The organism is Streptomyces sp. NPDC022552 (assembly GCF_055561875.1).
The window spans coordinates 300,017-326,364 of record NZ_JBVHGJ010000007.1; the positions used below are offsets into that span (position 1 = coordinate 300,017).

The window sequence follows — 26,348 nt, forward strand, 5'->3', positions numbered from 1 at the left end:
TGAAGTTGACTGTGACGGGGGTGACGGGGCGTGGACAGAGAGCTGTACGGCCGCGAGGCGGTCTTCCAGGATTCCGGACTCGCCGCACGGCTCGTGGGGCTTTCCCCGTACCGCTATGCCCGCACCGCGTACGAGCACGGCGACGACCCGCCCGTCACCGTCTTCACCGGCGGCCGGGGCATGGGCAAGACCGCGCTGCTCAAACAGATCCGCAACGCCTACAAGGCCGCCACCCCTCTCGCCCTCCTCGACTGCGCGCACATCGAGCCGCCCGCCGACCACGGCCCCGGCTGGAACCCGCTCACCGGGGCGCTCGGCGAACTCGCCGTACAGCTGGCGCCGCGGGTGCTCGCCGCCAAGCCCGTGCAGTTCCCGCGGCTCTCGCTCGGGCTGGTCGCCGTCGCGTCCATCAGCTGGTCGCAGGAGGACGACGAGCGGGCCCGGCGCGACCTCCAGCGCCTCGGACCGGTCCTCGCGACCGTCGACGCGGCCAAGGGAGCCGCGGCGAACTGGGTCACCAAGGTCCTCACCAAGCTCGCCGCCAAGTTCGCCGAGGCCACCGCGCCGATGGCCGGGCTGCTCGCTGAGGCGACCGTCGAGACGGTCCTGGAGGAGGTGTTCGGCCGCTTCCAGCAGAAGGCCGAGGGCTGGTACGGGAGTTATCGCAACGCGGGCGGCCGCGGCAAGGCCGGGCTCCAGCAGCTCGCGATGGACTTCGAGCAGGGCGGCCGGCGGCGGCGCGAGGCCGAGGACTTCCTCGTCGGCGCGCTCGTCGAGGACCTGGTCCGCGCCTTCACCGGACTCGCCAACCGCGGCGCCCGCCGCGGTCGGCCCGTCCTCCTCCTCGACAACGCCCACGAGCCGCTCGGCCGGCGCCTGATCGAACCGATCCTGCGGGCCCGCGCCGACGGCCGCCGCGACCGGGTCGTCGTCATCGCCGCCTCCCGCGTCCGTGACCACGACGGCATCCGCCACGCGGCCCGGCTGCGGCTGCCCGAGACCGCGCACCGCGCGCCCTGCCCACGCGGCCCGGACGTCACCTCCGGCATCCTCGCCGTCGAACTGCCCCCGCTGTCCCCCGCCCAGACCCAGAGCGCCTTCGACCGCTTCGACCCGGCGGGCCGTACCCCGGCCGAACTGGCCCGGGCCGTGCACCGGCTGACCGGCGGGCGACCGCTCGGCGTGGTCCTGCTCGGCCGGGCGGCGGGCGAGGTGCCCGCCGGCCGGAAGCCCTCGCTGACCCCGGGCGCACTGCTCGACCTCACGGTGGAGCTCCGCGAGGACAGCGCCCCGGTTCCGGTCGCCGCCACCCTCCTCGAAGAGCTCCTGCCACGTCTGCGGCACGGTCCCTTCGCCGTGCTCGCCGCCGCCCACGACGAGGAGTCGGCCCGGCTGCTCGCCCGGACCCGGCTGCGCGGCGAGTCCCTCGAAGGCGACACGGCCCTGCGCGTACGGGACCTGCTGCGCGCCGAGGACTGGCCGGAGGGCCCCGAGCACTTCGTCGCCGACCCGCTGCTGCGCGCCCTGCTCCTGCACCGGCTGCGCTTCGAGGACGGGGAGGGGTACGCGACCTGGCGGGCCGTCCACGAGACCCTGCACCGGCACTACGCCCCGGGGCCCGTCGCGTACCGGCTGCACCAGGAGCTGGCGCTCGGCCGCACCGACGACGCGGTGACCCATCTGCGCCTCACCTTCCCCGACGCGGACGTCCTCGGCTGGCTCGGCCGGCTGCGGTTCATCGCCTCGGCGCCGTACCCGCGCGACCGGGGCAGCACCGGCCCCGACGCACGGCGGGCGATCGCGCTCGGCCAGGAGCCCGGCGACCCGCCGCCCACCGCGTTCGACGACGACACCGTCGAACTCCACCTGAGTCTGCGGCGGTTGCTGCACGCCGTATGGCTGCTCACCGATCCGCTCGCGCTGCCCGACGAGGACGTGACCGACAAGCTGGCGCACGAGCTGCGCCAGCTCTCCGGCCGCCATCGGACGGGGAACAGTCCGCTGTGGGACGCGGCCACCCACTGGCCGAGGGACATCCGCGCCTGGCGGGGGCTGTCGCTCCCGCCGGGTACGGAGAACGGAGTCTGAGGTCATGGTCAGCCCGCTGCGCTACCGCCTCTGGTACACCACCCGCCAGAAGATCCTCACGTCCGCGGTCGCCCTCGCCGTCGTCGGCTCCCTGGCCGGGTACGCGATCGACCGCGCCACCACCCCGGAGGACCGTTCCTGCGCGGTGGGTGTGGAGCGGCCACCGGGCAGCACCGAGTGCGTCGGCGTCAACGGCGACGGCTTCGACTTCGGCGTACCGGAGCTGACCGAGATCGCCGGGCGGATCCGCGACGAGAACCGCACGCTGAAGTCCGACGAGTACGCGACGGTCGCCCTGCTCCTGCCCCTGACATCGACGGACAGCGGCTTACGGCTGAAGGTGCTGCACGAGGTCGTGGGCGCCTACGCCCGGCAGTACCGCGCCAATCACGAGTCCAACAACGAGACCCCGAAGATCCGGCTCGTGCTCGCCAACACCGGCAAGGGCAACGCCCATTGGCGTGCGGCCGTCGACCGGCTGAAGGCGATGACGGGCGGTCCCGACCGGCTGCGGGCGGTCAGCGGCGTCGCCACCTCGTCGACCGAGGTACGGGAGGCGGTGACGGATCTGACGGGCGCGGGCATCGCCGTCGTCGGCACCACCATCACCGCCGACGACATCGCCAACGGCCCCGGCGCCGGCAACAACCGCTACCCCGGCCTCGCCCGCGTCTCCCCCACCAACGGCGACGAGGCCGAGGCCCTGGCCCACTTCGGCAAGGTCGAGGGCTCGAAGGCGCTGCTCGTCCAGGACACCCGGACCGGCGACCACTACACGGACACGCTGAAGGCGGCCTTCTCGTCCTCCCTCAAGGGCGCCCCGTACGAACCGCAGCTCTTCACCTCGCCGGCGGACCCGACGGAGGAGGGCACCACCGCGAACACCTTCCGCCAGATCACCCATCTGATCTGCGACACGAGGGCGGAGACCGTCTTCTTCGCGGGCCGCCACACACAGTTGCGGCAGTTCATCAACGCGCTCGGCGCGCGGGGCTGCGCGGAGCGGCCGTTCACGATCCTGACCGGTGACGAGGGGTCGTACCTCGGCGGGGACCGCAAGCTCAACCGCGGCGCCCTGAAGGCGAAGCTGACCGTGCGCTACGCCTCGCTCGCGCACCCCGACGCCTGGAAGCCGGCGCCGGGCCGCCCGGTCCCGAGCACGGGCGGTTCGACGGCCGCGTACGAGACGTTCCTCGCCGACGTCACGAAGGCCACGAAGAAGCCGGTCCCGCTCGCGGACGGCCAGGCGATCGTGGCGTACGACGCGATGGCGACGGCGGTCCACGCGATCCGCCAGGCGACCCCGCAGGGCGCCCGGTACCCGGAGGCGGCGGACGTGGCCACCCAGTGGCCGCAGGTGAAGGGCTCGCTCCGGGTCGACGGCGCCAGCGGCTGGATCTGCCTGGACAACTTCGGCAACCCGTTCAACAAGGCGGTCCCGATCGTGGAACTTGCCCAGGACGGCTCGCAGAAGTTCGTCCAGATCGCCTGGCCGGAGGGCAGAGCCCCGGCGAAGAACTGCCTTCCCCCACGCCGGGGCTGATCCCTCCGGCCTGACGCCGGCCTGACGCCGAGTGGTCGCCGGGTACCGACCGGTACCCGGCGACCGCCTCCGGCTAGAAGCCGCCCGGGTAGTTGAAGTAGCGGTCGAACCTCGGGGTCCACAGGGAGGGCCAGGGCTCGCCGACGCCGCCGCAGGCACCGAGCACCACCTGGCTGCGCCGTCCGGTGTCGAGCAGACACTGGCCGGTGCCCACCTCGACCATCTCCCAGTGGTTGGAGCCGCGGTCCTGCCAGCGCAGGGTCAGACAGTTGCCGCCCGTGGCCTGGATGACGCCGGTCCCCGGAGCCTTGCTCGCGTTCGGGGTGCCCAGGCACATGGCGCCGCCGTAGGTGCCGACGGCGAAGTTCTCCCCGCCCATCGGGTAGAACACGAAGCGCTGGTGGTGCTGGCCCTTGCAGTCGAACCTCTGGATGACCGCGCCGACGCTGGTCGACTCACCGCGGATGTCCAGGCACTGCCAGCTGTAGGACGCCCGTATCTCGTGGATGGCCGCGTTGTACGGCGAGCTCGTGTAGCGCACGTTCGGGTTGATGTCGGCGTGTGCGGCGGTCGGGATCAGCAGAGTGAAGAGCGCGACCAACGAGGCCACGAATCCATGCCTGCCGAGCCGTCGGAACGTTCTTCGAGCCACGTTTTCCTCCTGGCTGGGGATTGCCTTGACGCCAAGGAAGCTAGCGAGATCCACTGAGCCCCCGGTACCCGTCTTTTCAGGGGGGTTTGGTGGGGTCAGGGCTGCAACGGGCGCAGCGATTCATGCTTCTTGCCACCGGTCTGTACCGGGCCAGTCATCTGACGGCAGGCATCACCGCCCTCGTACACGCCCCGGCCGCCGGGGTCGCCGTCCGGGCGCTCCTCGGCGTGGCGCTGGGCACCAGCCTGTTGCTGTACGGGACGGGGTACGCGCAGGGGGGCTTCGGCCCGCGTCTCGTCTGGGCCGATGTGCTGCTGACGGGCTGCCTGCTGCCGCACGCGGTGCTGTGGGCGGGCGGCGGGCACGTGACGGACCCGGGGTTCTGGGCGCTGCTGCTCGGCGGGTCGGCCGCCGCCGCGGCGGCGGCCGGGCTGGCCGCGCGACAGGCCTGCTGCGCGGTGGTGCTGATCCTCGCCGCGCATGTGGCCGCCCAGCTGCAGACGGACACGGCACGGCCGTTCGGGCACCTCATGTCGGTGCTCTCCTCCGCCGTGATGGCCCGCGTCTTCTGGTGGTACCTGCACCGCCAGGGCACCCTGCTCGACGAGGCGCGCGAGCAGGCGGTACGGGCCGAGGCCGAGCGGGCCCGGCAGGCCGAGCGGATGGCCCACCACCGGGCCCTGCACGACACGGTCCTGGCCACGCTGACCACGATCGCCTCGGGCCGGGTGGACGCCAACACGCCGGGGGTGCGGGAGCGCTGCGCCCGGGAGGCGGCCTATCTCCGACGGCTGGTCCAGCGTTCGGAGCAGGTGGAGGCGGGAGACGAGAGGGAGGGCACCGAGGTGACTGCGGGCGAAGCCCTGGAGGACGTGGTGGCGGCCGCGGAGTGTCTCGGCCTCACCGTCACCGCCCAGTACCACGAACTGCCCCCGCTCCCGGGCCCCGTGGCGGCGGCGCTGACCGCCGCGTCGACGGAGGCGCTGAACAACGTACGGCGCCATGCCGGGACCTCGGCCGCGTACCTCACCGCGATGGGGCGGGACGGCGGCATCACGGTCACCGTGGTGGACCGCGGCCGGGGCTTCGACGCCGGGGCGGCCCTGACGGGGGGCCGTGGGACGGCGACCGCGACCGGGACCGGGCTGCGGTGGTCGGTGCACGCGCGGATGCGGGAGATCGGTGGCGCCGCCGAGGTGGACAGCGCCCCGGGCGAGGGCACCCGGGTCGAGCTGCGGTGGCCGGCGTGAACGACACGGCAGACCGGATGACCGGCCCGCCCGGGGCGGGCACGACGGGCGAGCCCTGCGCGCCGGAAGCGACGGGCGGGTCCGGCGGGGCTGTGATCGGTGTGGCGGCGGTCGACGACGACCGGATGCTCCTCGACGGGCTGCGCTCCTGGCTGGAGCAGGTGGCGCAGTTACGCATGCTCGGCTGCGCGGCCACCGTGGACGAGCTGCTGGCCGGCCCCGGCCGCCACGCGGACGTGGTCCTGCTCGACCTGGTGCTCCAGGACGGCTCCGTGGCCGAGGAGAACGTCCGGAAGGTGCGGGCGGCCGGACCGCGGGTCCTCGTCATCAGCACGGTCGCCGACCGGTCCCGTATCGTCTCCGCGTTCTCCGCCGGGGCGGACGGTTATCTGACCAAGGACCACGCCCTGGACTCCCTGGTCACCGCGATCGGCGAGGTCGCCTCGGAAGGCCGTGTCCACTCCGCCGAGCTGGCCTTCGCGCTGGCCCACGACACGCGCCCCGAGCGGCCCCGGCTGGCCCCGCGGGAGCTCCAGATACTGCTCGACTACGCCTCCGGGCTGACGCTCAAGGCGACGGCCCGCCGCGCCCGGATCAGCCCCAACACCGCCAAGTACTACCTCGATCAGGTCAAGGAGAAGTACCAGCGCGCGGGCCGCCCCGCCCACACCAAGATCGACCTGGCGGTACGGGTCCGCGAGGACGGCCTCGACGCCCTGCCGTGACCCGCGGAGGCGCTCACGGCTCCCACTTGGGCCACGGGGCGTCGTCCCGTACGTACAGCTCGCGCAGGTGCTGCCAGCGGTCGGGCGACCAGGCACTCCAGTCCGTGGGCCGGCCCTCCAGCGCCGCGGCCAGCCGCTCGAAGTGGTCGTGCCACCCCGCCATGGCGTCCAGCTTCTCCTCGTGCGTCGCACGGAACTCGTTGGTGAAACGCAGAACGGTCGTCCCGCCGCCCCCGGCCGGTTCCAGATGGAACCGGATCCGGCCGTGCGACGGGCCGACCGTGTACTCGGCCACGTACTCCGGGTCCCAGGCCGTCACCTGCCCCGAGACCTCGGTGTCTCCGTTCAGCCAGCGCAGCGTCACTGCCCCGCCGAGCCTCGGCTCCAGCGGATCCGCCGCGCAGAGCCACTGCGGCAGCCCTTCCGGCGTCGCGACCGCCGCCCAGACCCGCACCATCGGATGGGGCAGATCGATCACGTACCGCAGGTGGTGCAGGTTGCCGTCGTGGGTGTCGCACCTGCCCCGGGGTATCTCGCTCATACCTCAAGCGTCACGCCGGGGCGGGCGCCGTGCCAGCTCAGACGCCCGAGTAGGAGTGCTTGCTGCTCACGAAGATGTTGACGCCGTAGTAGTTGAAGAGGAAGCAACCGAAGGCGATGAGCGCGATGTACGCGGCCTTGCGGCCCTTCCAGCCGGCCGTCGCCCGCGCGTGCAGATACGCCGCGTAACCGACCCATGTGATGAAGGACCAGACCTCCTTGGCGTCCCAGCCCCAGTAGCGGCCCCACGCGTCGCCCGCCCAGATCGCGCCGGCGATGATCGTGAAGGTCCACAGCGGGAAGATCGCCGCGTTGACCCGGTAGGAGAACTTGTCCAGGGAGGCCGCCGACGGCAGCCGCTCGAGGACGGAGCGGGCGAAGGAACCCGGGTTGCCGCCGGTCGCGAGCTTGTTCTCGTACGAGTCGCGGAAGAGGTACAGCAGGGTGGCGACCGCACCGAGGTAGAAGACCGCGCCGCAGAAGATCGCGGTGGAGACGTGGATCCACAGCCAGTAGGAGTCGAGCGCGGGGACCAGCTGGTCGCTGGGGGTCTTCAGCCAGGTCGTGGCCAGGCCCAGGTCGAGCAGGACGGTGGTGACCAGCGGCAGACCGATCCAGCGGACGTTCTTCCGGGCGACGAGGAAGCCGAGGTACGCGCCGACCGCCACGGTGGAGAAGGTGGTGGAGAACTCGTACATGTTGCCCCACGGGGCCCGCTGCACGGCGAACGCCCGGGCGATCACGCCCGACGCCTCGATGAGGAACGCGAGCGCGGTCAGCGAGACGGCGATACGGCCGTACAGATCGCCCTTGACCGTGCCGCCGGCCGCGCCGGGGCCGTCGGGGACGTCGCGGACGCCCGCGCCGGACCGGGTGACGACCGTGGGCTTGTCGAGTACGGCGGTGGCTCCGCCGGCCGTCTTGACCTGGACGGTGACGGCGGGCGCCGGGGCCTGCCGCGTGGTCAGCGCGGCGGCGGTGCGGCCGACCTTGCTCCGGCTGCCCAGCACCCACTCGGCGATGTGCGCGAAAAAGGCCAGGGTGTAGACGGCCATCGACGAGTAGATGAGCATGTCGCTCATCCGCGCCAGGCTCTCGTTGGTCTCGGCGGCGAGACTCACGGCGGCGAGATTCACTTCTCAGCCCCTTCGGCTTCAGCTTCGGCAGGTTCTGCTGCTGCGGGTTCTGCGTCTGCGGGGTCCGCGGTCGCGGATCGCGCGGCTCCGGACGGCGCGTCTGTGGACGGCGCGTCCGCGGCGTCCGCCGGTTCTGCGGACTCCGGGGTCGCGGACTCCGCTTCCGCTTCCGCTTCCCGCGCGGTCGGCGCCTGGGCGTGGAGCGTGGCCGCGAGTTCGGCCAGTTCCTCGGGGAGCTTGGCGGACTCGCTCCGGCCGAGACCCGCCATCTCGACGACGGTGACGCCGTCCTTCCCCCGTACGGCCCGCACCCAGACCCGGCGCCGCTGGATGAAGAGCGAGCCGGTGAGGCCCGCGATCGCCGCGATCGCGCCCGCGAGGGCGAGGCCGTTGCCCGGCTGCTGGGAGATCTGGAAGCTCGCCCACTCCTTGATGTCCTTCTCGAAGGTGATCGAGCCGGCACCGTCGGGCAGGGTCATGGTCTCGCCGGGCAGCATCCGCTGGGCGACACCCGTACCGGCGTGGACCTTGAACTGCTTCATCTTGGACGTGTCGAGCTGGTACACGTTCTGCGGCAGCCCGGAGTCGACGCGCAGGTCGCCGTGGTAGCCGGTGAGCGCCATGACGGGGAAGTCGAGCGCGGGGAACTGCGAGAACATGTTCCCCTTGCCGGCGCCCGCGAAGGTCGGCACGAAGAAGGCCTGGAAGCCCAGCTGCTCCTTCTTGCCGTTCTTGTCGCGGTAGCCGTCCATCACCTTGATCGCGCCGGTGGACGTGATGTTGTTGTCGAACGGCAGCAGGGGGACGGAGCCGTGGAAGACGACCTTGCCGCGGCCGTCCTTGACGGTGACGACGGGTGCGTACCCGTGGGCGATCAGATAGACCTTGGAGCCGCCGACCTTCAGCGGCTCGTTGACCCGGATGACCGCCTTCTTGTCCTTGCCGCCCGCCTCGGAGTACGTGACGGCGGCCTCGAAGGTGCGCGGGGTGCCGCGCTGCGGGCCGCTCTTCTCGTACGTACCGGTGAAGCTGTCCAGCTGGAAGCCGAACGGGGCGAGGTCGTCCGTGCTGTAGAGCGAGCCGGACTTGAAGTCGTCGTACTGCGTGAGGGTGTTGGAGAAGCCGTCACCCTCGATGATCAGCTTGCCGCCCTCGGACTTGAAGAGCTGCCCCCAGGCGAAGGCGACCAGCATCACGATCAGGGCGATGTGGAAGGCCAGGTTCCCCGCCTCGCGGAGGTAGCCCTTCTCGGCGGAGACGGCGTCCTTGACGGTGTGCGCGCGGAACCGGCGGCCCTTGAGCAGGGCGAGCGCGGCCTCGCGGACCTGCTCGGGCTCGGCCTCCGTACGCCACGTCGTGTACGCGGGCAGACGGGTGAGGCGGCCGGGCGCGGCGGGCGGCAGGCCGCGGAGCTGGCCGACGAACTGCCAGCTGCGGGGCACGATGCAGCCGATGAGGGAGACGAACAGCAGTATGTAGATCGCGGAGAACCACACCGAGCTGTAGACGTCGAAGAGCTGGAGCTTCTCGTAGATCGGCGTGAGCGTCGGGTGGGCCTTCTGGAAGGTCTGCACCTTCAGCTCGTCCGCGCTGCTCTGCGGGATGAGCGAGCCGGGGATCGCGCCGAGGGAGAGCAGGAAGAGCAGGATCAGCGCCACCCGCATGGAGGTGAGCTGGCGCCAGAACCAGCGGATCCAGCCGACGACCCCGAGCGTGGGGCCGCCGATGGCGCTCTCCTCGCGGGGTGCGGTGGAGAGCTGCGAGCCGGCGGCGCTGAGGTCCGCGCGCTCCTCGGCCTCGCTCGCGTCCGTACGGCTGTCGCTCGGATCGGTACGGCTGTCGGTCGCGCTGGTTCCGCTCGGGCTGGTGTGGGTCATGGGTCAGATCCCCGGGGTGAAGCCGGCAGTCCAGACCTGCATCTCGGACACGATGCGATCCCAGGCTCCGGTGACGAGCAGCAGGCCGGTTGCGATCAGCATGATGCCGCCGATGCGCATGACCCAGACATAATGCCGCTTCACCCAGCCGAAGGCGCCGAGCGCCCGTCGGAAGGCGATCGCGGTGAGGACGAAGGGCAGGCCGAGGCCCAGACAGTAGGCGACGGTGAGTACGGCGCCGCGGCCGGCGCTGGCCTCGTTGGAGGCGAGCGCGAGGACGGCGGCGAGGGTCGGGCCGATGCAGGGGACCCAGCCGAGGCCGAACAGCACGCCCAGCATGGGGGCGCCGAGCAGTCCCGTCACGGGGCGCTTGTGGAAGCGGAACTCGCGTCGGGTGAGCCAGGGCATCGCACCCATGAAGAAGGCGCCGAGCACGATCGTCAGGGCTCCGAGCACCTTGGAGATGATCTCGCGGTGGGTCTGCAGGGCGCTGCCGAAGCCGCCGAAGAGGGCGCCTCCCGAGACGAACACCACCGTGAAGCCCAGCACGAACAGCGCGGCCCCGCCCGCCATCCGACCGCGCTTGGCCTGGGCGAGGTCGGTGCCGGTGACGCCGGTCACGTAGCTCAGGTAGCCGGGCACGAGCGGCAGGACGCACGGGGAGAAGAAGGAGACCAGGCCGCCGAGGACGGCGATGGGCAGGGCGAGGAGGAGTGCCCCGCTGAAGACCGTCTCGTTCACCGGATCACTTCTCCGCGAGAAGCGGCTCGATCATCGAGCGGAGCTTCTTCTCGTCGAGGGCCATGAGGGAGCGGGCGGCGATCTTCCCGTCCTTGTCGAGGACGACGGTGGAGGGAATGGCCTGCGGGTTGAGCGTGCCCTTGGGGAAGCCGTTGAGGATCAGCTTGCCGTGCGGGTCGTAGAGGCTCGGGTACGGGACCTCGTACTCCTCTTCGAAGGCGAGCGCGGGCTGCTTGTTGAAGTCGCGGGTGTTGATCCCGACGAACTCCGCGCCCTTGCCCTTGAGGTCGTTCGCGACCTTGGTGAAGTTCGGGGCCTCGGCGCGGCAGGGCGGGCACCAGGAGCCCCAGACGTTCAACACGACGACCTTGCCCTTGAGGTCGGCGAGGTCGAGCTTCCCGCCCTCCAGCGTCTCGCCCGCGATCGCGTTCGTCGCCTCGCGCTCGCCCTTGGCGACCGTGGAGACACCCCCCGTGTTGGTCACGAAGTTGGTTCCACCGCCGCCGCCCGACTTGCCGTTGGAGTCCGAGCTGCAGGCCGACAGAGCGAGGGCGGCCGACAGGGTTCCGACGGCGAGCAGGGTGCGTCGAGGGGCACGGCTAAGGCTCATGTGAAAAGTTTCGCATGGGCGTTTGGGGGATCTTGGGCGCCCCCCTGACTGCCCGTAAAGCCCCTTGTCAAGGGGGCTTAAGGGACGTACGAGGGCTAAGCGACCCCGATCGCTACGCGCCGGCCTTGAGGAAGGTGTTCCAGCCGCCCGCCGGGGACTGTCCGACCTCGAGCGTACGGAGCTTGGCGAGGATCTCGGGGTCCTGCACGTCCAGCCAGTCCACGAACTGCCGGAACGAGACCAGCCGGACGTCCTTCTTGCCCGCCATGGCCTTGAGGGACTCCTCGACGGCGTCCATGTAGATGCCGCCGTTCCACTGCTCGAAGTGGTTGCCGATGAAGAACGGCGCCCGGTTGGACTCGTACGCGCGCTCGAACCCGTTGAGGTACGCCTCGGTGGCCTGCTTGCGCCAGCCCGGGTAGCGCGAGGGCATGCCCTTGGTGGTGTTCTTCGACTGGTTGGCGAGGATGTTGTAGTCCATGGAGAGGACCTCGAAGGAGTGGCCGGGGAACGGCACGGCCTGCAGCGGGAGGTCCCAGATCCCCTGGCGCTCGACGGGCCACATCTGGCGGCCGCCGGGCGAGCTGGCGTCGTAGCGCCAGCCGAGGCGCTTCGCGGTGGGCAGCAGGTTGTCCTGGCCGAGGAGGCAGGGGGTCCGGCCGCCTATCAGCTCCTTGCGGTAGTCGAAGGGCAGCGGGTCGAGGTCGGTCCAGCCGCTGTTGGTCTTCCACTCGGTGACGAACTTCACGGCCTGGTCGACCTCGCTCTGCCACTGGGCCGGGGTCCAGTTGCCGACCGAGCCGGAGCCGGCGCAGAAGTGACCGTTGAAGTGCGTGCCGATCTCATGCCCGTCGAGCCAGGCCTGACGGACGTTCTTGAGCGTGTCCTTGATGTGGTCGTCGGTGAGGTAGCCGATGTCGGAGGCGCCGACGCGGTTGTTCGGCGGGCGGTAGAGGTCCTTCTTCGACTCGGGCAGGAGGTAGATCCCGGAGAGGAAGAAGGTCATCGCCGCGTCGTGGTTCTTCGCGAGTTCGAGGAAGCGCGGGAAGAGCCCGTTGCCGACCTCGCCGGCGCCGTCCCAGGAGAAGATCACGAACTGGGGCGGGGTCTGCCCCGGTTCGAGCGGGACGGGGGCGTCGGGCTGGTGGGGCTGCTTTCCGGTGTCGGACGTGGAACCGTCACCGATGAGGCGGCCTTCTTCCTTGGTGGGCGCGGGCGCACTCGGGGATCCCGAGGCGTCACCACCCTTACCCGCTCCCGAATTGCCCGATTTGCCGGACCCATTGTCGCTGCATCCTGCGATCCCGATCGCGGCGGCGGCGCCAACACCCGCCCCGAGAAGTCCCCTTCGAGTGATCCCGCGCATGACGTCCCCATTCGCACTTACGTATGACCGGACGGTCATCCAAACCGACAATGAGTGAGATGCCGGGAGGAACGGGTAGGTTCCGGGAATTAGCACAATAATTTCAGGGCGACCAGATGACTTCACGTCATCCGATCGCCCTGAGGGTGTACCCAGACGTACGAATCTCGAACAGGCTTCGCTGCGCCGGGCGCCGCAGGCGGGGCCGCGAGGCCGGGCCCTTCGGAGCGCTACGCCCCGAAGGCCTTCGACTTCCCCTTGACCGGCTTCGCGCCCGCGAGCAGATGCGCGGGAACGAGGTCACGCGCCGGCTCGCTGTAACCGACCGAGACGATCCGGTCGCCCTGGTACGTGAACGAGGTCAGCGAGGCCAGCGTGCACTGACGCCGCCGCGGGTCGTGCCACAGCCGGCGCTTCTCCACGAAGCTCCGCACGATCCAGATCGGCAGCTGGTGGCTGACGCAGACCGCCTCGTGACCCCGTGCCGCGTCCTTCGCCGCGTCGAGCGCGCCCATCATCCGTACGACCTGCTCGACGTACGGCTCGCCCCAGGACGGCCTGAACGGGTTGGTGAGGTGCTTCCAGTTGCCCGGCTTGCGCAGCGCGCCGTCGCCGACACCGAAGGTCTTGCCCTCGAAGACGTTCCCCGCCTCGATCAGCCGCTCGTCCGTGGCCAGGTCCAGGCCGTGGCTCTTGGCGACCGGCTGCGCCGTCTCCTGCGCACGCTCCAGCGGGGACGACACGGCGTACGTGATGTCCCGGTCGGCCAGGTGCTCGGCGACGCGGTCGGCCATCTGCCGGCCCAGCTCGGAGAGGTGGTAGCCGGCGCGGCGGCCGTAGAGGATCCCGTCGGGGTTCTCCACCTCGCCGTGGCGCACCAGGTGGACGACGGTGATGTCGCCGTTGCCCCTCTCGTTCCCGGGGGCGCTCATGCGGTGGCCTCCGCGGCGGCGCGGGCGGCGGCGGGCAGCGCGGCGGCGATCCGCTCGACGGCGCGCTCGTCGTGGGCCGTGGAGACGAACCAGGACTCGAAGGCGGACGGCGGCAGGTAGACCCCGTCGGCGAGCATCGAGTGGAAGAAGGCGTTGAAGCGGAACGCCTCCTGCGTCTTCGCTTCGTCGTAGTTCCGGACCTCGTCGGCCGTGAAGAAGACGGAGAACATGTTGGAGGCGGTCTGCAGCCGGTGCGCGACACCCTCCTTGGTGAGCGCGCCGGTGACGAGCTCCTGGATCTGCTTCGACACGGCGTCGACCGTGGCGTACGCGGCGTCGTCGAGCAGGCGCAGCTGCGCGAGGCCGGCGGCGGTGGCGATCGGGTTACCGGAGAGGGTGCCCGCCTGGTAGACCGGGCCGGCCGGGGCGAGGTGCCCCATGACGTCGGCGCGGCCGCCGAAGGCCGCTGCCGGGAAGCCGCCGCCCATGACCTTGCCGAAGGTCATCAGGTCCGGCTTCACCCCGTCGACGCCGTACCAGCCGGCGCGGGAGGTCCGGAAGCCGGTCATGACCTCGTCGGAGATGTACAGCGCACCGTTGTCGGAGCAGAGCTGCTTCAGGCCCGCGTTGAAGCCGTCCAGCGGCGGGACGACGCCCATGTTGCCCGGCGAGGCCTCGGTGATCACACAGGCGATCTCGCCCGGGTGCGCGGCGAACGCGGCCCGGACGGCCTCCAGGTCGTTGTACGGCAGGACGATGGTGTCCCCCGCCTGAGCGCCGGTCACGCCGGGCGTGTCGGGCAGGCCGAGGGTGGCCACGCCGGAGCCGGCGGCGGCCAGCAGCGCGTCCACGTGCCCGTGGTAGCAGCCGGCGAACTTCACGACCTTCGCCCGGCCGGTGAAGCCCCGGGCGAGCCGGATCGCGGACATCGTGGCTTCCGTACCGGAGGAAACCAGCCGAACCTGCTCGACGGGCTCGATCCGGGCGACGATCTCCTCGGCGAGGGCGACCTCACCCTCCCCGGGCGTACCGAACGAGGTGCCACGGGCGACGGCGGCCTGGACGGCGGCGACAACCTCGGGGTGGGCATGGCCGAGAATCATCGGCCCCCACGAGCAGACGAGGTCGACATACTCCCGTCCGTCCGCATCGGTGAGGTACGGGCCGGTACCGGACACCATGAACCGGGGCGTTCCGCCCACGGCCCGGAAGGCGCGTACCGGTGAGTTCACGCCGCCGGGCGTCACGAGGGACGCGCGGTCGAAAAGCGTCTGTGAGACTGGGGCTTCGTATGAATACGGCACTGTGGTCCTGACCTGCGAGTACGGCTGCGAGTACGGAAGGAGGGCGTGAGCACCCCGCAAATTACGCCGGGGCGTCGATCCTCCGCGTCTGCGAAACTGGGGCGTCATAGGGATGGCTCACGGAATCCATGGTGTCAGAGGGCCGGACGTTCTTGCGGACAGGTGTTTCACCGCGAGAGCGTGGGGGAGGTCACTGTCACGATGATCGGGTTGCGCGGCGGGGGTCGTGTTGCCTAAAAAGCAGTCGGGTGGAGATATGCATCGCGGTGGCGGACTGGGCGAGGGGACCGACGACCTGGGTCCCGAGCCTGCCCGGCGGGGGAAGCACCGGCGACGGCGTACGGAAGAACCCACGCAATCAACAGGACCCACGGGGTCCTCGGAACCCACGACGGGGGGCGGCGGCCGGTTGGGGGTGACCTACAAGTACTTCGGCGCGCCCGACGGCGCGACGGCGGCACGCGTCCCGATCTCGATGCGCCCTGAGGAGCTGGGCGGCGACGAGCTCGGCATGGGTGGCATGTTCAGCAAGATCAAGCCCGAGACGATAGCCGCGATGGTCCTCACGGGCATCCAGGGCATGCCCCTGCACAAGGTGCCCCCGCTGGAACTGGTGGTCCTCCACCCCGACTACGCCGTGGTGAAGCTGCCCATGACCGTGGTCGACCCGCTGCGCGGCATCGGCGAGGAGTCGGTCGGCGCGGCGGCCTTCATCTGGTCCACGGTTCCGGACCGCGGTGGCCCGCGCGACGCGTTCAACGTCTACCAGCTGCTCCACGAGTGGCAGGACTTCTCCCACCGTCTGCACGAGGCGGGACACCAGCCGTACTGCCTGGTCTGGCCGTAGGGGCCGCTTCCGCGGGGGTCACTCCTCCGGCCCGCGGGTCTGCGGCTCGCCGGCAGCGGCAGCCGCCCTCGCGCGCTCGGCGGCCAGCTCGCGGGCGGAGGCGAGCCGGTACGGAACGTCGATGACGACGACGTTCTTCATGAACAGCAGCCGCGCCTTGAGCCGCAGCGCACTCTGGTTGTGCAGGGGCTGCTCCCACCAGTGCCCCACCACGTACTCGGGGATGACCACCGACACCACCGAGTCCTCGGTCCGCTCGGGCGCCTCCCGGACGTGCCGCAGGATCGGCTGGACGACGGAGCGGTACGGAGAGCTCAGCACCCGCAGGGGTACGTCGATGCCGTGGGCGTCCCAGGTGGCCCGCATCACCTCCGCCTCCGCCGGGTCCTCCGCGACGGTGACCGCGGTCAGTGAGGCGGGGCGCAGCGTCTGCGCGTACGACAGGGCCCGCAGGCTCGGCGCGTTCACCGAGGACACGAGGACCATGACGTGGTTCTCGGCGAGCGTGCGGGGGCGGGCGCCGGGCTCGACCGCGACCTCGGCGGCCACGGTCTCGTAGTGCCGGCGCACGCCCTTCATCCCGGCGAAGAGCACGGGCATGGCGATGACGACGATCCAGGCGCCGTGCGTGAACTTGGTGATCAGCACGATGACGAGGACGACCGCCGTCAGACAGGCGCCGAAGGCGTTGATGGCCATACGGCGCAGGATGGCGCCACGCTCCCCGGAGCCCGCCGGGGTGGCGAGTTCTCGCCGCCAGTGCTTGACCATGCCGGCCTGGGACAGGGTGAAGGAGACGAAGACGCCCAGGATGTAGAGCTGGATGAGCCGGGTGAGGTTGGCGTCGAAGGCGACGATCAGGGCGATGGCGGCCAGGGAGAGCAGGACGATGCCGTTGGAGTAGACGAGCCGGTCGCCGCGGTGGAAGAGCTGGCGCGGCGCGTAGCGGTCGCGGCCGAGGACGGAGGCGAGCATGGGGAAGCCGTTGAAGGCGGTGTTGGCGGCCATGATCAGGACGGCCGCGGTGACGGCCTGGAGCAGATAGAAGAGGAAGTGCCAGCTGCCGAAGGTGGCGCGGCCGATCTGGGCGAGCGCGGTCGGCATGGGGGTGCCGGGGGCGAGCCCGAGTTCGGTCGGGTCCTCGGCGACGTGCACCTCGTAGACCATGGCCAGGGTGGTGATCCCGAAGAACATGGTGACGGCGAGAGCGCCCATGATCGCGAGGGTCGTGGCGGCGTTGCGGCTCTTGGGCTTCTCGAAGGCGGGGACGCCGTTGCTGATGGCCTCGACGCCGGTCAGCGCCGTACAGCCGGAGGCGAAGGCCCGCATGGCGAGCAGCACGAGCGCGAGGCCGGTGTAGCTGGAGACGGCGTGGATCGGCAGGTCGGCCGACTCGGCGCGGATCGTGGTCCCGGTCGCCATCCGCACGGCCGCGACGGCGAACATCAGATAGATGGTGGCGATGAAGGCGTACGTCGGGATGGCGAAGTAGCGCCCCGACTCACGGACACCGCGCAGATTGAGCCAGGCCAGGACCACCACGCACGTGACCGAGAGACCCACCGCGTACCCGTCGAGCGCGGGCGCGGCCGAGGTGAGGGCCGCGACGCCCGAGACGATCGAGACGGCGACGGTCATCACGTAGTCGATGAGCAGCGCGCTGGCGGCGATGAGCGCGGCGGTCTGGCCCAGGTTCTCGGCGGAGACGACGTACGCCCCGCCTCCACCCGGATAGGCGTGGCAGGTCTGCCGGTAGGAGGCGACGACGACCACCAGCAGGATGACGATCGCGATCGCGGCGTACCAGGCCAGATGGAGCACGGCGAGGCCGCCGAGCGCGAGGATGAGCAGGATCTCCTCGGTGGCGTACGCGACTGAGGAGAGCGGGTCGCTGCAGAAGATCGGCAGGGCGAGCCGCTTGGGCAGCAGGGTCTCGCCGAGCCGGCCGCTGTCCAAAGGGCGCCCCACCAGCAGGCGTTTCGCCGCACTTCCAGCTCTCATAAGTGCTGAAGTTAGGACAATTGCCTATGTAGTGCGCGGAAGCCGCGCGGGAAGGACGGGGCACCGTGACCAGAGTGCGCATCGCCGGCGAACCCATGCAGATCGGCGAGGTCGCCGCCCGGACGGAGATGTCCCTGCGGACCATCCGCCAGTACGAGGACAGCGGTCTCGTCGTCCCCTCCGCGTCGTCCCAGGGCGGCTTCCCGCTCTACACGGACGCCGACGTCGACCGGCTGATGGTGATCCGCCGGATGAAGCCGCTGGGGTTCACGCTCGACGAGACCCGCGACCTCCTCACCGCGACGGACCGGCTCGCGGACCCGAAACTCTCCCCCGCCGAACGGTCGGCCCTGGTCGCCCGGGTACGCCGCTACGAGCAGGCGGCCACCGCACGCGTCGACGAACTGCGCTCCCAGCTGACGCGCGTGGAGGAGTTCGCGAACTCCCTGAGGGCGAAGCTGGGCGAGGGGAGCTGAGTACGACCCGGCCTACGCCGTGAGGGCCCCCACGATGCCCTCGAAGAAGCGGGCGAACGCCGCCGGGCTCGGTGGCGTCTCCGGGTTCCACGGCGCCACCCGCGCGTGGCCCACGGGCGGGAACGCCCCGGGCCCCACGGCGTTGGCACGGCTGTCGTAGAGCACGAGGTCCGGGCGGAGCGCCGCCGCGTGCTCCCAGTCGGCCGTGAGCCAGTTCGCACCGGGGCCGGGGCCGGGATCGACCACCCGCACGCCCAGCTCCTGGAGCCGGGCCAGCTCGGGCCAGGCGTGCGGCCGGGCCAGATGGACCTGGTCGGCACCGGCGCCGGAGAGGGCGAGCACGGTCACCTCCACCCGGGCGGCGGCCTCGCGCAGGACCGCCTCGGCGGGGGCGACAGGATCGGCGACCCCGCTGCCGGGCGCGCCGACGGCTGCCGCCAGCTCACGGAAGCGCCCCATGATCGCCGCCAGGGGCAGCTCGTTGCCCACGGAGAGCGCGGCCAGCGGCACCCCGAGCCGTTCGGCGACGCCCTCGTCCAGCGCGTAGGCGCTCTTCCCGTCGTACGTGACGTCGAGGACCAGCTCGGGGCCGAGGCTCCGCAGCCGCGCCTCGTCCAGCACCCGCCCCGGCCCCAGGTACGGCACCCCGGCCGCCGCCAGCTCGCCCGCCTTGACCGGATCGAGGCCCTCGCCGTCATGCCCCGAGCCGTACACCGCGACGGGGGTCACCCCCAGATCGAGCAGGGCCGCCCCGGCCCGCACGTAGGCCACGACCCTCCCCGGCACGCGCACGGCCCCCAGCGCCGTACCCCTGTCGTCGGTGAACCCCCACACCTTCATGTCCGACATGCGGCTGCTCCCTCCCCGGCCGAAACCTGCCTCCCCCGCCACCTTGAAGCGCATCCCGGACCCGCACAAGAGGGCCTGCCCCCGCCCGCGACGAGTGCGTACGGCCACGTCCGACGAGGTGGACCCCCGGCCGCGGACGGCGGGACTTCGGTCCCGGGCCCCCTGCCGAAAGGCCCCCATGGTGGTGTTAACTGAACAGGTCGGGAGGAAGCAGTAGGAATTGTCAGCGCCGTGCGCACGCGCCCGCTGCCAGGGCGCCCCCGTAGCGGCCTTCGCTCCCCGGAGTCAGCCATGTCGTCCTTGCCCGGCCAGTTCTCGGACCCCCGTGTGATCACTTTCGTCGGACTCCTCGCCGTCTCCACCGCGGTGTGGGCGGCGCTGGGCCTGCGCGCCCGTGCACGCCGCGCGCGGGCCGACGCGCCGCTGGACCGGGTCTGGCACCCCCAGGAGAGCGTGACGCTCACCCCCGCCGAGGAGCAGGCCTTCGGCCAGGTCGTCTCGCGTCTCTCGGTCGGGTCCCCGGGCCGCCTGCGGTAGGCACGGCGGCTTCAGGCCGTCGCGGCCTCAGGCCGCCGCCCGGTCGCGCGGGTTCCGTCCCGTCGCCGCGAGGAGCGCCTCGAAGGCGGAGGCGTCCTCCGGGGCCTCGACCGCGTCACCGAAAACGTTCATCCTCCGGGCGGTCGGAGCCATCTGCTCCACCAGTTCCGCCAGGGCCTCCAGGACGGCTGGATCCGGCTCGAAGGACCGGCCGGTGGCCTGGGCGAGGTCCCAGATGTGCACGGTCAGGTCGAGCAGGACCATCGCCCCGACGGTGCGGGCCGGCAGCCCCATCCCCCCTGAGGTCCCCTCCTCCGCACCGGGCGCCGCCCAGGCCTCGACGAGCTTCGCCGTCTCGGCCTCGAAGCGGGCGCGCCAGTCGGGGTCGTTCAGGTAGTCGGGGTTCGTGGAGAAGTCGGCGGGCTCCTTGGCGGCCAGCGCCTGGAAGTTCACGACGACGTGGAAGAGGTGGTTGAGCAGTGCCCGTACGTCGTACTCGGAGCACGGCGTGGGCGCGGCGAGACTGTCGTCGGCGATACCGCGCACCACGGGGGCGGCGTGGGCGGCGGCGGTGCCGAGCAGCCCGCTGAGGGGTTCCGTACGGTTCGTCATGTGGTGACGCTAAGTGATCCTTCCCGCGGGAGTCTTGAAGAAACACGACACCGCCAGGTCGGCGCCTAGGCTGAACGACATGACGTCCTCCGGTCCGCGTCGCGACACCCGCGGGATCGTCGACGCGGCCGAACTCCTCACCCGCGTCCGGTTCCGCCGCCACCAGCCGGCCCCGGAGCTGCGCCCGTACCTGGAGCACTACTGGTTCATCGACTGGGACCTGCCCGATCCGTACGCGAGCCATGTCGTCCCGCATCCGTCCGTGAACGTCGTCTTCCAGCGGTACGGCTCCGGCGCCAGCGACACGGGGCAGGGCGGCGCGTCGTTCGCCGAGGTCGCCGGGATCGGGCTGGAACTCTTCACCAAGAAGCTCACGGGCGTCGGCCGGGTCTGCGGCGTGCAGTTCCGTCCGGGCGGCTTCCGGCCGTTCGCCCCCACGTGGCCGGTGTCGGCGTGGACGGGCCGCCGCGTCCCGCTCGACGAGGTCTTCGCGGACGCCGGGGCCGCCTCCGTGGAGGCCGTACTCACCCCGGAGCCCGAGCACGCGCGCGTGGCGGCGCTCGACGCCTTCCTGCTGGACCACGGTCCAGCGCCCGATCCGCAGGCCGCGCAGGCCATGGCGCTGGTGGATCAGGTCCGTACGGACCGGGCGATCCGACGCGTCTCCGAACTGGCCGGTCTCGCGGGGCTGTCGAGCCGGTCGCTCCAGCGGCTTTTCGCGAACTACGTGGGCGTCGGCCCGAAGTGGGTCATCCTGCGGTACCGCATCCACGAGGCCCTGGAGCGCGCCGAGGCGACGGAGGCCGGGAGCTCTCCGGACTGGGCCGGACTGGCGGCCGAGCTCGGCTACAGCGATCAGGCCCATCTCGTACGGGACTTCACGGCGACGGTCGGGGTGCCACCCACCGCGTACGCCCGCCAGGTGTCGGACCCCTGACCTACAGTGCGGGCATGGACGCCGACGCCCCACCCCCCTCGCCCGATCCGTCCTCCCCGTCCGCCTCACCCGTGCGCCTGGAACCCTGGTCCGAGGGCGACTTCGGGCTGCTGCGCGCCATGAACGCACCCGAGCTGATGGAGCATCTCGGCGGCCCCGAGACCGAGGAGGCGCTGGTCAAGCGCCACCGGCGCTATGTGGATCTGAGCACCGGGCGTACGGGCGCGGGCCGGATGTTCCGGATCGTGCTGCTCCCCGAGGAGGTCGCGGTCGGCGGCATCGGCTTCTGGCAGCAGACCTTGGACGGGGAGCAGGTCTACGAGACGGGCTGGACGGTCCTCCCCGGCTTCCAGGGGCGGGGCGTCGCGACCGCGGCCACACGCGCGGTCGCCGAACTGGTGCGCGCCGAGCGCGCGCACCACTTCCTGCACGCCTTCCCCTCGACGGACAACGGACCGTCGAACGCGGTGTGCCGCAAGGCGGGCTTCGAGCTGCTCGGCGCGCGTGACTTCGAGTACCCGCCCGGCCATCCGTTGCGCTGCAACCACTGGCGCCTGGACCTGGCGGCGCTCTAGCCCTCCGGGCTGTCGGCGGTGAGTTCCTTGGTGAAGTGGAAGGCGACGATGTCGAGGCGCTCGCGCAGGTAGAAGCGGTGCGCTCCGGTGCGGTGGGTGCCGGAGTCGAGGTTGAGCTCGTGGCAGCCGGTGTCCCGTGCGCGCTGCTCCAGGTACGTCAGGAGTGCGTGACCGACACCGGTGGAGCGCGCGGTGGCGGCGGTGACCAGGTCGTCGACGTAGAGCTTGCGGATCGAGCTGGTGTTGTCGACGATCCGCCAGCCGGCGGCGCCCACACAGACACCGTCCTCGGTGTACGCGGCGCTGAAGCGCAGCCCCTGGGGGTGGCCGTTGCGGTGGACGTCGCGGAAGAGCTCCGGCGTGAGGTGCGGGCGGAGTTCGCGCAGAACGGGGAGCAGGTCGGCTTCCAGGCGCTGGTCACCGGGCTCGAGGTCGACGATCTTCATGGCGGGACCGTACCCCAGGAGCCGGAGCGCCCTGTCCGGGCCGTAGGGGTCGACGTGATCGCCAGGGCCGGACGAGCCCGTCGGTCCCGCCCTCGGCCCCTGGGGGGGCGGGCGTCCGGGTTTTGTCAGGGTTGGCGGGCCCAGAACCGGGCACCCGGCGCGGACGTTCGCCGAGTGGGCCGCCGGGCACGCGGACGCCTTCCGCCCGTAGGGCGCGGGGCGCGACGGTCCGGCAGAAGCGCCACCGGGCCGAATTCCCTGGCCGCTCGGCGGGCCGCGGTGACATCCTGTCCCCGTGAACGGACCGGAGATCCAGATCAGCTTCGCCCCCGGCCTGCGCCTCTTCGTCGCGGCGGAACGGCGCTCGGGGCGCACGGCCGTGGCCACCGACGGCGCCTCGACGCTCGGCCATGTCGTGGAGTCGCTCGGCGTGCCGCTGACCGAGGCCGGCCGGCTGCTGGTGGACGGGCGCCCGGTGGAGGTGTCCCACATCCCCGCCGCGGGCGAGACGGTCGAGGTCCAGGGGGTCGAGCGGCCCCAGCCGGTGCCCGGTGCCCCGCTCCGGTTCCTCCTCGACGTGCATCTGGGCACGCTCGCGCGGCGGTTGCGCCTCCTCGGGGTCGACGCGGCCTACGAGAGCGAGGACATCGGCGACCCCGCGCTCGCGGCGCTCTCCGCGAAGGAGCGGCGCGTGATGCTCTCCCGGGACCGTGGGCTGCTGCGCCGCCGGGAGCTGTGGGCCGGGGCCTATGTGTACAGCGACCAGCCCGACGACCAGCTCCGTGACGTACTGGAGCGGTTCGCGCCGCCCCTGATGCCATGGACCCGCTGCACCGCCTGCAACGGGCAGCTGACCGACGCCGACAAGGACTCGGTGCGCGAGCGGCTGGAGCAGGGCACGGAGAAGACGTACGACGTGTTCGCGCGGTGCACGGAGTGCGAGCGGGTGTACTGGCGGGGCGCCCACCACGCCCGCCTGGAAGCGATCGTGACCGACGCCCTAAGGGAGTTCGGCGCGGCCGCGCGCTGACCGCCAAGGGCCGGGCACGACGGTGACGAGGACGCGCCGCCGGTCCTCGGCGTCCCGCTCGCGCGTGACATAGCCGGCGCGCTCCAGGCGGTCGACAAGACGTGTCGCGGAGCGGGTGGTCAGCCCGGTCAGCTCGGCGACCCGTCCGGTGGTCACCGGGCCGGACTCCAGGGAGAGCAGATTCAGGCACTGCACGTCCGTCGGGTGCGACTCCGGGGTCTACGGCCCTCAGGCCTACGACTCCTGGGTCCCCGGCCCAGGAGCTACGACTCCGGGGCCTGGGGCTCCGGGGCCGTGAGGTACCGCTGCACGGTCGGTCCGAGCCAGGCGACGATCTCGTCCGGGGACATCTCGACGGCGGGCGGCAGCCGCAGCACGTAGCGGGCGAGTGCCATGCCGAGGATCTGCGAGGCGACGAGGGCGGCGCGGCGCGGCGCCTCGGCGGGGTCGGGACAGACACCGCGGGTGATAGGACCGAGCTGCTCGGCGAAGATCGCCTGCATGCGTTCGGCGCCGGCGGTGTTCGTGACGCCGACCCTCAGCAGCCCGGTCAGCACGTCGTCGCGCTCCCAGCGGTCGAGGAAGTGCGTGACCAGGACCGCACCGATGTGCCGGGACGGCAGGGCGGCCAGCTCGGGAAGCTCCAGCTCGAAGTCGGACGCCGCGGTGAACAGCCCCTCCTTGCTGCCGTAGTAGCGCATCACCATCGACGGATCGATTCCGGCGTCGCGGGCGATGGCGCGGATGGTCGCGCGCTCGTAGCCGTCGGAGGCGAAGCGTTCGCGGGCGGCTTCGAGGATCGCGGCGCGGGTGGCGTCGGAGCGGCGGGCGGTCGTCATGCCAACGACTGTAGGCCAACAGGTGTTGACAGTCCACCAGGAGCGGATCTACCGTTGCCAACAAGCGTTGACCAACAGCCGTTGGCCAACGGTCGTGGGCACCACCTCTCGGTCAGGAGTGAGCCATGAACCAGCTGGAAGCGGACGTCCTCGTCGCAGGCGCGGGCCCCACCGGAATGCTGCTCGCCGGCGATCTCGCCGCCGCGGGCCTGCGGGTCACCCTCGTCGAGCGCCGCCCGCACGGCATCAGCAACATGACCCGGGCCTTCGCCGTCCACGCCCGCACCCTGGAACAGCTCGACGCCCGCGGCCTCGCCGACGAACTGGTCGCCACCGGCACCCCCATCACCCGGATGCGGCTCTTCGGCCGCCTCTCCCTCGACCTGACCCGCCTCCGCACCCGCTTCCCGTACCTCCTCATCACGCCCCAGTACGAGGTCGAGCGGATCCTCGAACGGCGCGCACTGTCCACAGGTGTGGACTTCCGATACGGCACGGAACTACGCGGACTGAGCCAGGACACCGACCACGTCACCGCCGAACTCACCGGCCCCGACGGCACCCCCACCACGGTCCGCGCCCGCTACCTCGTCGGCACCGACGGCGTGCGCAGCGCCGTGCGGACAGCACTCGGCCTGCCCTTCCCCGGCGGCTCGGTGATCCGCTCCCTCGTCCTCGCCGACGTCAGGCTCGCCCAGAAGCCCGAAGGACTCCTCACCGTCAACGGAGTGGGAGACGCCTTCGCCTTCATCGCCCCCTTCGGGGACGGCTGGTACCGCGTCATGGGCTGGAACCGCGACCGCGAGGTCCCCGACAGCGAGCCCGTCGACCTCGACGAGGTCCGCGCCATCACCCGCCGCGCACTCGGCACCGACTACGGCATGCACGACGCCCGCTGGCTCTCCCGCTTCCACAGCGACGAACGCCAGGCCCCGGCCTACCGCGTGGGCCGCGTCCTCCTCGCCGGAGACGCCGCCCACGTCCACTCCCCCGCCGGCGGCCAGGGCATGAACACCGGCCTCCAGGACGCCGCCAACCTCTCCTGGAAGCTCGCCGCGGTCCTGCGCGGCGACGCCCCCGACCCCGAGGCCCTCCTCGACAGCTACCACGCCGAGCGCCACCCCGTCGGCGCCTCGGTACTCCGCAGCAGCGGCGCCATCATCCGGCTGGCCATGGCCCGCGGCCCGATCCGGCGCGCCCTGCGCAGCCTCGTCGCACAGCTCCTCGGCCACGTACCCGCCGCCTCCGCCAAGGCGCTCGGCATGATCAGCGGGCTCGGCATCGCCTACGGCCGGGACACCCGGCGCGTCCCCGACCTGAAGCTGCGCGAAGGCAGGCTGTACGAACTGCTGCGCGAGGGCGAGTTCGTCCTGATCGCCCCCGAGGGCACCACACCCGCCCTGCCGGCCTCCCCCACCACCCCGGCCCGGCTCATACGGGCGACCTGGGCCGACCCCACCCGCCGCTCGACGCTCCTCGTCCGCCCCGACGGCTACACCTTCTGACGCCGGTGCGATCAGAAGACGTACGGGTCGCCGGTGGCCAGGACCAGGACGTGATGCCGGTCGTTCAGGGCGTTCCCGTCGGTGACCCCGTCGGTCCAGACCGTCGCGATGTCGGCCATCACCTCGTCCGGAGAGCCCGCCGTCCGCAGATCGAGCACCAGCTCCTCGACCGCCCCGGCGGCGCGCAGCTCACCCGTACGACAGACCACGACACGGTCGCTCCCCCACAGACAGGACGGAGGAAGCAGCTGCCCACCCGCCATCGGCTCGGAGAATCCCAGCCGCACCGTCGCCTGGGACACGTCCGCCGGACCGTGGTTCTCGCTCACCAGCCGGACGGTCATCCGCCCTTCCCACAGGGACAGATGGCCGTGATGGGCCAGATCGGCCTCGGCCTCGAACCCGACGGCACGGGCGCCCTCGCCCGTACCGACCACCACCGCGGCGGCCAGCGCCGCACCGAGGAGGGCCTTGCGCATCGCACTCATGCCCCAGAAGATACCGATAACACCGTATATATTCTGACTACCCATCAGTCAGCGTGTCCCATGGCACCCTGACCCCATGCTCATCGCCCGGTCCGCAGCCCTCTTCGCCGTCGCCGCGCTCTTCGAGATCGGCGGCGCCTGGCTCGTCTGGCAAGGCGTCCGCGAACACCGCGGCTGGATCTGGATCGGCGCCGGCATCGCCGCCCTCGGCATCTACGGCTTCGTCGCCACCCTCCAGCCCGACGCCGAGTTCGGCCGCATCCTCGCCGCCTACGGCGGCGTGTTCGTCGCCGGATCCCTCGCCTGGGGCATGGTCGCCGACGGCTACCGCCCCGACCGCTGGGACATCACCGGCGCCCTGATCTGCCTGGCCGGCATGGCCGTGATCATGTATGCGCCCCGTGGCCGCTGACACCCCGGACCTATCCTGACCACGCGATCG

27 protein-coding genes and 1 pseudogene are annotated in these 26,348 nt (G+C 71.6%); 12 read left to right on the top strand and 16 right to left on the bottom strand.

The window, feature by feature from the left end:
- The first annotated feature begins 30 nt into the window (after positions 1 to 30).
- Together ACZ3OF_RS21020 and ACZ3OF_RS21025 are read left to right on the top strand one after the other, a co-directional pair.
- Positions 31 to 2,088: a hypothetical protein gene (locus ACZ3OF_RS21020; protein WP_361671566.1), complete on the top strand. Its 2,058-nt coding sequence runs from the start codon at positions 31 to 33 to the stop codon at positions 2,086 to 2,088.
- 4 nt (positions 2,089 to 2,092) lie between these two features.
- Positions 2,093 to 3,631 carry an ABC transporter substrate-binding protein gene (locus ACZ3OF_RS21025; RefSeq protein WP_361671564.1) on the top strand — a complete coding sequence of 513 codons (1,539 nt, stop codon included), beginning with the start codon at positions 2,093 to 2,095 and terminating at the stop codon, positions 3,629 to 3,631.
- 73 nt (positions 3,632 to 3,704) lie between these two features.
- Here the strand turns inward: ACZ3OF_RS21025 and ACZ3OF_RS21030 are convergent, their stop codons facing one another.
- Positions 3,705 to 4,283, bottom strand: a complete 579-nt coding sequence (locus tag ACZ3OF_RS21030) for an RICIN domain-containing protein (RefSeq protein ID WP_361671561.1) — start codon at positions 4,281 to 4,283, stop codon at positions 3,705 to 3,707.
- Between the two features lie 122 nt (positions 4,284 to 4,405).
- Between ACZ3OF_RS21030 and ACZ3OF_RS21035 the strand changes: the two genes are divergently transcribed.
- Both ACZ3OF_RS21035 and ACZ3OF_RS21040 read left to right on the top strand, forming a co-directional pair.
- Entirely contained in the window at positions 4,406 to 5,533 is a 1,128-nt protein-coding gene (locus tag ACZ3OF_RS21035) for a sensor histidine kinase (RefSeq protein WP_361671558.1), read from the top strand.
- Positions 5,530 to 6,258 (top strand): response regulator transcription factor, encoded by a 729-nt coding sequence (locus ACZ3OF_RS21040; RefSeq protein ID WP_361671556.1) that lies wholly within the window; start codon positions 5,530 to 5,532, stop codon positions 6,256 to 6,258. Before ACZ3OF_RS21035 ends, ACZ3OF_RS21040 begins: the two co-directional genes overlap by 4 nt.
- Before the next feature lie 13 nt (positions 6,259 to 6,271).
- Here ACZ3OF_RS21040 and ACZ3OF_RS21045 read toward each other — a convergent pair whose 3' ends face one another.
- The 8 genes from ACZ3OF_RS21045 to hemL form a co-directional block, all read right to left on the bottom strand.
- Positions 6,272 to 6,799 (bottom strand): SRPBCC domain-containing protein, encoded by a 528-nt coding sequence (locus ACZ3OF_RS21045; protein ID WP_467306126.1) that lies wholly within the window; start codon positions 6,797 to 6,799, stop codon positions 6,272 to 6,274.
- A gap of 37 nt (positions 6,800 to 6,836) precedes the next feature.
- Positions 6,837 to 7,919 (bottom strand): c-type cytochrome biogenesis protein CcsB, encoded by a 1,083-nt coding sequence (gene ccsB / locus ACZ3OF_RS21050; RefSeq protein WP_361672152.1) that lies wholly within the window; start codon positions 7,917 to 7,919, stop codon positions 6,837 to 6,839.
- Between the two features lie 11 nt (positions 7,920 to 7,930).
- Entirely contained in the window at positions 7,931 to 9,811 is a 1,881-nt protein-coding gene (gene resB / locus ACZ3OF_RS21055) for a cytochrome c biogenesis protein ResB (protein ID WP_361671550.1), read from the bottom strand.
- Positions 9,812 to 9,814: 3 nt separating this feature from the next.
- Positions 9,815 to 10,552, bottom strand: a complete 738-nt coding sequence (locus ACZ3OF_RS21060; RefSeq protein WP_361671548.1) for a cytochrome c biogenesis CcdA family protein — start codon at positions 10,550 to 10,552, stop codon at positions 9,815 to 9,817.
- A gap of 4 nt (positions 10,553 to 10,556) precedes the next feature.
- Positions 10,557 to 11,162: a TlpA family protein disulfide reductase gene (locus tag ACZ3OF_RS21065; protein WP_361671546.1), complete on the bottom strand. Its 606-nt coding sequence runs from the start codon at positions 11,160 to 11,162 to the stop codon at positions 10,557 to 10,559.
- Between the two features lie 112 nt (positions 11,163 to 11,274).
- Positions 11,275 to 12,528 (bottom strand): polysaccharide deacetylase family protein, encoded by a 1,254-nt coding sequence (locus ACZ3OF_RS21070; protein ID WP_467306130.1) that lies wholly within the window; start codon positions 12,526 to 12,528, stop codon positions 11,275 to 11,277.
- Positions 12,529 to 12,758: 230 nt separating this feature from the next.
- On the bottom strand, positions 12,759 to 13,460 hold the full coding sequence (locus tag ACZ3OF_RS21075) for a histidine phosphatase family protein (protein ID WP_361671541.1): 702 nt from the start codon (positions 13,458 to 13,460) through the stop codon (positions 12,759 to 12,761).
- Entirely contained in the window at positions 13,457 to 14,764 is a 1,308-nt protein-coding gene (gene hemL, locus ACZ3OF_RS21080; RefSeq protein ID WP_361671539.1) for a glutamate-1-semialdehyde 2,1-aminomutase, read from the bottom strand. The genes ACZ3OF_RS21075 and hemL overlap by 4 nt, the downstream gene beginning before the upstream one ends.
- Before the next feature lie 256 nt (positions 14,765 to 15,020).
- Between hemL and ACZ3OF_RS21085 the strand changes: the two genes are divergently transcribed.
- Positions 15,021 to 15,611 (top strand): hypothetical protein, encoded by a 591-nt coding sequence (locus ACZ3OF_RS21085; RefSeq protein ID WP_361438199.1) that lies wholly within the window; start codon positions 15,021 to 15,023, stop codon positions 15,609 to 15,611.
- Positions 15,612 to 15,629: 18 nt separating this feature from the next.
- Here ACZ3OF_RS21085 and ACZ3OF_RS21090 read toward each other — a convergent pair whose 3' ends face one another.
- A complete protein-coding gene (locus ACZ3OF_RS21090; RefSeq protein ID WP_467306134.1) occupies positions 15,630 to 17,612 on the bottom strand; it encodes an APC family permease in 1,983 nt (660 codons plus the stop codon).
- Positions 17,613 to 17,707: 95 nt separating this feature from the next.
- Here ACZ3OF_RS21090 and ACZ3OF_RS21095 point away from each other — a divergent pair, with 95 nt between their 5' ends.
- Complete coding sequence (locus ACZ3OF_RS21095; RefSeq protein WP_467306185.1) at positions 17,708 to 18,088, top strand: MerR family transcriptional regulator; 381 nt, start codon at positions 17,708 to 17,710, stop codon at positions 18,086 to 18,088.
- A gap of 12 nt (positions 18,089 to 18,100) precedes the next feature.
- Here the strand turns inward: ACZ3OF_RS21095 and ACZ3OF_RS21100 are convergent, their stop codons facing one another.
- The gene (locus tag ACZ3OF_RS21100) at positions 18,101 to 18,937 is read right to left on the bottom strand and encodes a substrate-binding domain-containing protein (RefSeq protein ID WP_467306136.1); all 837 of its coding nucleotides are present in this window, start codon (positions 18,935 to 18,937) and stop codon (positions 18,101 to 18,103) included.
- 291 nt (positions 18,938 to 19,228) lie between these two features.
- Between ACZ3OF_RS21100 and ACZ3OF_RS21105 the strand changes: the two genes are divergently transcribed.
- Positions 19,229 to 19,474, top strand: coding sequence for a hypothetical protein (locus tag ACZ3OF_RS21105; RefSeq protein WP_467306138.1), 246 nt, complete (start codon positions 19,229 to 19,231; stop codon positions 19,472 to 19,474).
- A gap of 27 nt (positions 19,475 to 19,501) precedes the next feature.
- Here ACZ3OF_RS21105 and ACZ3OF_RS21110 read toward each other — a convergent pair whose 3' ends face one another.
- Positions 19,502 to 20,086, bottom strand: a complete 585-nt coding sequence (locus tag ACZ3OF_RS21110; RefSeq protein WP_467306140.1) for a TIGR03086 family metal-binding protein — start codon at positions 20,084 to 20,086, stop codon at positions 19,502 to 19,504.
- A gap of 79 nt (positions 20,087 to 20,165) precedes the next feature.
- Between ACZ3OF_RS21110 and ACZ3OF_RS21115 the strand changes: the two genes are divergently transcribed.
- Both ACZ3OF_RS21115 and ACZ3OF_RS21120 read left to right on the top strand, forming a co-directional pair.
- The gene (locus ACZ3OF_RS21115) at positions 20,166 to 21,023 is read left to right on the top strand and encodes a DUF6597 domain-containing transcriptional factor (RefSeq protein WP_467306142.1); all 858 of its coding nucleotides are present in this window, start codon (positions 20,166 to 20,168) and stop codon (positions 21,021 to 21,023) included.
- A gap of 14 nt (positions 21,024 to 21,037) precedes the next feature.
- A complete protein-coding gene (locus ACZ3OF_RS21120; RefSeq protein ID WP_361671521.1) occupies positions 21,038 to 21,598 on the top strand; it encodes a GNAT family N-acetyltransferase in 561 nt (186 codons plus the stop codon).
- Here the strand turns inward: ACZ3OF_RS21120 and ACZ3OF_RS21125 are convergent.
- On the bottom strand, positions 21,595 to 22,044 hold the full coding sequence (locus tag ACZ3OF_RS21125; RefSeq protein WP_467306144.1) for a GNAT family N-acetyltransferase: 450 nt from the start codon (positions 22,042 to 22,044) through the stop codon (positions 21,595 to 21,597). The two genes, ACZ3OF_RS21120 and ACZ3OF_RS21125, sit on opposite strands and share 4 nt — an antisense overlap.
- A 295-nt stretch (positions 22,045 to 22,339) precedes the next feature.
- Between ACZ3OF_RS21125 and ACZ3OF_RS21130 the strand changes: the two genes are divergently transcribed.
- Entirely contained in the window at positions 22,340 to 23,074 is a 735-nt protein-coding gene (locus ACZ3OF_RS21130; protein ID WP_467306146.1) for a Mut7-C RNAse domain-containing protein, read from the top strand.
- Between the two features lie 12 nt (positions 23,075 to 23,086).
- Here the strand turns inward: ACZ3OF_RS21130 and ACZ3OF_RS21135 are convergent.
- Positions 23,087 to 23,281: pseudogene (locus ACZ3OF_RS21135) on the bottom strand (MarR family transcriptional regulator); the annotation flags it as partial.
- Between the two features lie 56 nt (positions 23,282 to 23,337).
- A complete protein-coding gene (locus ACZ3OF_RS21140; RefSeq protein WP_361671513.1) occupies positions 23,338 to 23,913 on the bottom strand; it encodes a TetR/AcrR family transcriptional regulator in 576 nt (191 codons plus the stop codon).
- A 125-nt stretch (positions 23,914 to 24,038) separates the two neighbouring features.
- Here ACZ3OF_RS21140 and ACZ3OF_RS21145 point away from each other — a divergent pair, with 125 nt between their 5' ends.
- The gene (locus ACZ3OF_RS21145; RefSeq protein WP_467306149.1) at positions 24,039 to 25,418 is read left to right on the top strand and encodes an FAD-dependent monooxygenase; all 1,380 of its coding nucleotides are present in this window, start codon (positions 24,039 to 24,041) and stop codon (positions 25,416 to 25,418) included.
- Between the two features lie 11 nt (positions 25,419 to 25,429).
- Here ACZ3OF_RS21145 and ACZ3OF_RS21150 read toward each other — a convergent pair whose 3' ends face one another.
- On the bottom strand, positions 25,430 to 25,906 hold the full coding sequence (locus ACZ3OF_RS21150) for a hypothetical protein (RefSeq protein WP_467306151.1): 477 nt from the start codon (positions 25,904 to 25,906) through the stop codon (positions 25,430 to 25,432).
- A gap of 76 nt (positions 25,907 to 25,982) precedes the next feature.
- Here ACZ3OF_RS21150 and ACZ3OF_RS21155 point away from each other — a divergent pair, with 76 nt between their 5' ends.
- On the top strand, positions 25,983 to 26,318 hold the full coding sequence (locus ACZ3OF_RS21155; RefSeq protein ID WP_361671506.1) for a YnfA family protein: 336 nt from the start codon (positions 25,983 to 25,985) through the stop codon (positions 26,316 to 26,318).
- The last annotated feature ends 30 nt before the right edge of the window (positions 26,319 to 26,348 follow it).

Coding starts and splice junctions, on each gene's coding strand:
- ACZ3OF_RS21025 (WP_361671564.1), top strand. CDS start 2,093: ATGGTCAGCCCGCTGCGCTACCGCCTCTGGTACACCACCCGCCAGAAG.
- ACZ3OF_RS21140 (WP_361671513.1), bottom strand. CDS start 23,913: ATGACGACCGCCCGCCGCTCCGACGCCACCCGCGCCGCGATCCTCGAA.
- ACZ3OF_RS21120 (WP_361671521.1), top strand. CDS start 21,038: ATGGACGCCGACGCCCCACCCCCCTCGCCCGATCCGTCCTCCCCGTCC.
- ACZ3OF_RS21045 (WP_467306126.1), bottom strand. CDS start 6,799: ATGAGCGAGATACCCCGGGGCAGGTGCGACACCCACGACGGCAACCTG.
- ACZ3OF_RS21035 (WP_361671558.1), top strand. CDS start 4,406: ATGCTTCTTGCCACCGGTCTGTACCGGGCCAGTCATCTGACGGCAGGC.
- ACZ3OF_RS21070 (WP_467306130.1), bottom strand. CDS start 12,528: ATGCGCGGGATCACTCGAAGGGGACTTCTCGGGGCGGGTGTTGGCGCC.
- resB (WP_361671550.1), bottom strand. CDS start 9,811: ATGACCCACACCAGCCCGAGCGGAACCAGCGCGACCGACAGCCGTACC.
- ACZ3OF_RS21115 (WP_467306142.1), top strand. CDS start 20,166: ATGACGTCCTCCGGTCCGCGTCGCGACACCCGCGGGATCGTCGACGCG.
- ACZ3OF_RS21095 (WP_467306185.1), top strand. CDS start 17,708: ATGCAGATCGGCGAGGTCGCCGCCCGGACGGAGATGTCCCTGCGGACC.
- ACZ3OF_RS21155 (WP_361671506.1), top strand. CDS start 25,983: ATGCTCATCGCCCGGTCCGCAGCCCTCTTCGCCGTCGCCGCGCTCTTC.
- ACZ3OF_RS21085 (WP_361438199.1), top strand. CDS start 15,021: ATGCATCGCGGTGGCGGACTGGGCGAGGGGACCGACGACCTGGGTCCC.
- ACZ3OF_RS21150 (WP_467306151.1), bottom strand. CDS start 25,906: ATGAGTGCGATGCGCAAGGCCCTCCTCGGTGCGGCGCTGGCCGCCGCG.
- ACZ3OF_RS21065 (WP_361671546.1), bottom strand. CDS start 11,162: ATGAGCCTTAGCCGTGCCCCTCGACGCACCCTGCTCGCCGTCGGAACC.
- ACZ3OF_RS21100 (WP_467306136.1), bottom strand. CDS start 18,937: ATGTCGGACATGAAGGTGTGGGGGTTCACCGACGACAGGGGTACGGCG.
- ACZ3OF_RS21075 (WP_361671541.1), bottom strand. CDS start 13,460: ATGAGCGCCCCCGGGAACGAGAGGGGCAACGGCGACATCACCGTCGTC.
- ACZ3OF_RS21090 (WP_467306134.1), bottom strand. CDS start 17,612: ATGAGAGCTGGAAGTGCGGCGAAACGCCTGCTGGTGGGGCGCCCTTTG.
- ACZ3OF_RS21125 (WP_467306144.1), bottom strand. CDS start 22,044: ATGAAGATCGTCGACCTCGAGCCCGGTGACCAGCGCCTGGAAGCCGAC.
- ACZ3OF_RS21145 (WP_467306149.1), top strand. CDS start 24,039: ATGAACCAGCTGGAAGCGGACGTCCTCGTCGCAGGCGCGGGCCCCACC.
- ACZ3OF_RS21110 (WP_467306140.1), bottom strand. CDS start 20,086: ATGACGAACCGTACGGAACCCCTCAGCGGGCTGCTCGGCACCGCCGCC.
- ACZ3OF_RS21105 (WP_467306138.1), top strand. CDS start 19,229: ATGTCGTCCTTGCCCGGCCAGTTCTCGGACCCCCGTGTGATCACTTTC.